Consider the following 5,317-nt stretch of genomic DNA (forward strand, 5'->3'; position numbering starts at 1 on the left):
CACATAAGATAAAATACCCGGAGAACTTATATCAATTTTTTATTTTGTCAAAAGCATTAAAATATCATTACTTCTCTGAACAAATTTTGTCATTTCATCCGGAGAAAGTTGTTTATGGCTGATCATTGCCAGATCATACAACTGCTGGCAGATCACAGCAGCATGAACCGACTCCTGATTTTCAGCCAGGTATTTCACCAGTGGATGATTTGCGTTCAAAACCAGTGTTTCCTGTCCGCCAAACATTCCCGGATCCATACCATACATATTATACATTTTCATCATATCCTGCATACGACGGCTTTCCTCGGAAAGCATCATCATTGCAGAAACAGACTCATTTTTCAGGTTTTCTACTTTAACCTCCAGTTTCTCTTTATTCAGATTCTTACGGAACAGCTCTGTAAGTGTTTTTGCAGTTTCCTCATCAGCAGTTCCTTCACCTTTTAACTCTTCTGTCAGATCTGCATCTATCCTCTTAAACTGGATTGTCTGATCCCTCTGCTCCAGATGTGAAATAAATGCTGTGTCAATATTATGGGAAAGAATCACTGCATTTTTGCCAGCTTCCTTAAACATATTAATGTACTGGCTCTGCTGTACCGGATCTGTAACATAGAATAAGGTTGTCTTCTCCGGTTCCTTCTCTTCATCCTGCTTTTCTGTCTGAGCAGCTTCCTCTTCTGTGTTTTCCTTTTTATTTGCCTCGATGCAGTCTTTCAGAGTCAGATATTTATTATCAAGATCCTTAAACAGAATAAAATCATGAAGCTTATCTGCAAATTTTGCATCTTTAATGCATCCAAATTTTATAAACGGGCTGATATCATCCCAGTATTTTTCATAAGATTCACGTTCAGTCTTACACATTCCTGTAAGCTTATCCGCTACTTTCTTTGCAATATACTCTGAAATTTTCTGTACAAATCCATCATTCTGAAGGGCGCTTCTTGATACATTAAGCGGAAGATCCGGACAATCGATCACACCTTTCAGAAGAAGCAAAAATTCAGGAATGACTTCTTTAATATTATCTGCAATAAATACCTGATTATTATATAATTTGATCGTTCCCTCTATAGAGTCATACTCTGTGTTAATCTTCGGGAAGTACAGGATTCCTTTCAGGTTAAATGGATAGTCCATATTCAGATGGATCCAGAACAACGGTTCTTTATAATCCATAAATACCTTGCGATAAAAATCTTTATATTCTTCTTCTGTACATTCATTTGGATGTTTCATCCAAAGCGGCTGCGGATCACTTAAAGAAACAGGACGCTTATTGATCTTTACCCGATCTCTTGCAGGAGAAATTTCAACAATTTCCTTCTCTCCATTGTCGTTTTCTTTTTCTTCTGTTTTGGCCTCTTCATGAATATGCTCTACAACAACATCATCATCTTTCAGATCTGCCTCGTCAATAGTTTCATATTCCTGTTCTGCATTTTCTTTAGAAAGATAAATATTCACCGGCATAAAAGAGCAGTACTTTTCAAGAACTTCTCTCATACGGTATTCATTACAGAACTCCAGACTTTCTTCATTAAGGAAAAGAGTAATCTCTGTACCTATGATATCCTTATTTCCATCCTGAATATCATATTCGGTACCTCCATCGCAAGTCCAATGAACAGGAACTGAACCCTCTTTATATGAAAGTGTATCAATATGTACTTCATCTGCCACCATAAATGCAGAATAAAAACCAAGACCAAAATGACCAATCATCTGATCGTCTGTTGTTTTGTCTTTATACTTCTCAAGAAATTCTGTTGCACCGGAAAAAGCAATCTGTGTAATATATTCCTCTACCTCATCTGCAGTCATTCCGATACCATTGTCAATAAATTTCAAAGTTTTCTTTTCTGAATCAACAACCACCTGAACAGAAGGTTTATAATCATCCGGAAAAGTATACTCTCCCATAATTTCCAGCTTTTTCAGTTTTGTGATCGCGTCACATCCATTAGACACAAGCTCACGTACAAAAATATCATGGTCAGAATATAACCATTTTTTTATAATAGGGAAAATGTTTTCACTGTTGATCGATAAGTTACCATGCTTTGCAGCCATATAACTCACACTCCTTTAAATTTTTCATTTCTGTGATATATAGTAATACCCTTTTTCATAAAAGTCAAGAAAAAACTAGCACTCATTTGAAATGAGTGCTAGCAATTTGATTTCTGTATGATTTATTTTTTCTTTTTGTATATTATCACACCGCCAATAGCCACTGCTGCTACCACAAGGATAATCACAAATGGCAGAACCGGTGTACTGTCTCCTGTTCTTACCGCATTCCTGCGGTTTGCTGCTGGTGTCAAATTCTGTCCCGGTCCGGTGACACTGGCTTTTGAAACATGGAACGGAACTTTACATGAAGCATAATCCTCTATGCTCTTCCATGAAGCCCCATCGAATTTCTGCAGCTGGAAAGTTACTTTTAAGGTATAATCTCCACTTTGTGCCATTCCGAAGCTGGCAGTATATGGTGCCGAACTCCAGGTATTTGTATTGATCACAGTCCAATTTAGCGGAAGATATCTGGTATCACCTTTTCTTGGAGATGTATTATCCATACCTGCGCCAACTGCCGCAAAGGAGATCTTAGACTGTGTTGTATAATTCCCATTATACTCAATGCCCGTAATCTTATTATCAGCTGACGATACTGTCCTTGGAGCATATGCCTTTACACTGACTTTCACTTTTACAGAAAGCGGAAGTTTATTGTTATTATCCACACCTTCCGGAAGTTTAACTGTACCACTGACACTGAACGTCTGTTTTTCCGTATTGGAAGGATCATATGAACAACTCTTTACATCCCATGTAACTGCTGCTTTCATATTGCCGGAAGTTGTCTCTATCACTACTACAGACGGCAGTCTCAGAGATTTTGCGTCTTTTTTAGTTCCATTTGCAAGCCCCGTGATATTTTCCGGTGTCTGAATTTTTGTAATCGTTGCAGTCCCCTTGATCACCTGGAATACCACATTAACTCCAACAGTTGCCGCACCGGAAGATATCTGAATGGTTTCCTGATATGTGCCGATGTCGAGCCCTGCCTTAGGTCTTACTGTAAAACTTACAGATTCTCCTGGCTGTATGGTCAGAGCAGCTGTATCCGCCTGACTTACATCAAAAGCACTTCCCATTGGCTGAGTCAGTGTCTCGGCTGCAGTTCCATTGTTCGTTACTGTAATCTGCTGCGCTTCTATCTGGTTATAGCCTTTCTTTGCTGCTGGAAATTCCAGAGAAGCCGGATCCACGCTCAGACTATGACTTGCTGCTGACACTGAAAAAACTGCTGTAATCGTGATATCTTTGCCTGCTGTAAGGTCAGTTACTGTAAAACTTTCTTTATAATTTCCTGCGGCAAGTCCTGTTTTTGGGCGAATGATCAGATGCGTAGTTCCTCCTGCCGGAAGAATAGAATCCGCAAGCAGTACATCGAAATACTTTGCTTCGCCATTTTCACTGACAGGATCAGACAGTTCTGCTTCTGCTTCTCCATTATTTGTAAGAACTGCATAGTCCTCAGCAGGTGCTTCCTGATATCCCTCTGTTTCCGTACCAAAATCCAGGCTGTCTCTATCAGATGTCACATCACTTATCGGGTCCGGTACTTCTGGCGGAAGAACAACTGTTACAGGAATAGTCACTGTATTTTCTGCATTTGCTTCATCTGTAAATGTAATATTGTCCTGGTACTCTTTTTCCGCTTCCAGACCATCCGCCGGAACAATCTGGAATTGATAGTTTCCTCCTGCCGGGATCACAACAGTAGAAGGATCTACAATTACTGTTCCTTCTGCTGTTGAAGCTGTAAGCGAAATATCCTCAGAAGAATTATTTGTCAATGTGAGGATCTGTGCTTCATCTGCTGTAAATCCCAAAAATTCCTGATCTGCTGCAAGAGCCGGAACTTCCGGCTTTTCTGCTTCTGTCAGAACCATCCTTGCAGTAAAGGAGGCCTGCGCGCCTTCTTCTGAAGAATAAGTAATAACATCCTCATAGGTTCCGGCAGCGGTACCCTGACGGGGTGCCACCCAAAGAACAACTTCTGCTCCAGGCTCCAGCGGATCAACAATATCCTGGACTGCAAAATGCTCCGGAGAATTTCCCAGAAAATGCAAAGTCGCTGTTCCGGTATTTTTCACTGCCACATTTAAGCTTGTTCCATCTGCTGTCTCACCTGCAGGAAGCGTTCCGAAATCAAGCACTCCTGTGCCGTCTGGAGTGTGCACTTCCGCAAGATATACAGGATCTGCAGTATCTGGTACTTCCTGATTCCCTTCACCGGACTGATCAGAATCATCCTCCTGCGCCGGAGGGATTCCGTCTACTTCTTCAGAACCTGCTTCATCATCCTCCATTTCCGAAGGATCAACAGGGGTAAGTGAATCGTCCTCATAGAATTGATCTTCTCCTTCAGCAGGATACAATTCTGTTGTACCATCTTCCTGTGCAGCAGGAATACCCTCTACAGATTCACTTCCAGCCTCGCCTGTCTGTTCTTCCGGTTCCAAAACCTCTTCCGGAAGTTCGTCTGTCTGTGCGTTTTCCATTCCAGACTCTTCCGCCGGCACCTCCGGTGCAGCTACATCCTGTTCTTCTGTTTCCGGAACCGCCTGTGTATCCGGTGCCGGCTGATCCTGAGATTCTGCAGGAGCAACCGCATCGGCAGTTTCCGCATTAAGACTTCCGGTATATCCTTTGTCCTCTGCTCCTGTAATCGTAAGAACAATTTTACAGCCCAGATCCGCTTCTGTTACCACATAAGTTTTCTCTTTTCCAATTTCCTGCAAATGTGCATTTTCCGTGTCATCCACTGGTTTTCTGGACCATTTATAGCTGATACTGCCATCTGCCAGCCCTTCCGGCTTTACATCCTTCAGTTCTGCACTGAGGGTCGTGCCAACCGCCGCCTTACCATTGATCTTAAGCTGACCGTCCAGCTTCACAGCCGCAGCTGCAAATACTGTAGATGGAAGAAGGGAAAGCACCATAAATATCGACATAATAAGTGCCGTGATCTTTTTTTCTCGCATAAGTCATCCTCCTTTTTATATGTTATTCTATCTGTCTGTACATATAAAATACGCAGATTTTACAGAAATTTTTCTGTGATCCATTCCGGCACAGTTTTAGTTTTCTTTTTCTGTATGTTCATTATACCATATACTATTTCTGATGTGTAATCTATGTTTTCCAGCAGAACCGCCGTCTGAGTGTATTGCTGTCCGGATCAATCACGACCACCGGCTTAGCCGGTGGTTTGCTTTGACCCTATAAGGGTCTGTTA

2 protein-coding genes are annotated in these 5,317 nt (G+C 41.5%); both read right to left on the bottom strand.

The annotated features are described in order from the left end of the window. Positions 1 to 39 precede the first annotated feature (39 nt). Positions 40 to 2,079, bottom strand: a complete 2,040-nt coding sequence (htpG, locus tag RDS42_RS12200; RefSeq protein ID WP_308783900.1) for a molecular chaperone HtpG — start codon at positions 2,077 to 2,079, stop codon at positions 40 to 42. 122 nt (positions 2,080 to 2,201) lie between these two features. Next, the gene (locus RDS42_RS12205) at positions 2,202 to 5,063 is read right to left on the bottom strand and encodes a hypothetical protein (RefSeq protein ID WP_308783901.1); all 2,862 of its coding nucleotides are present in this window, start codon (positions 5,061 to 5,063) and stop codon (positions 2,202 to 2,204) included. Positions 5,064 to 5,317: the final 254 nt, after the last annotated feature.

Origin of the sequence: uncultured Blautia sp. (assembly GCF_902497045.1) — a bacterium.
Classification (GTDB): domain Bacteria; phylum Bacillota; class Clostridia; order Lachnospirales; family Lachnospiraceae; genus Blautia_A.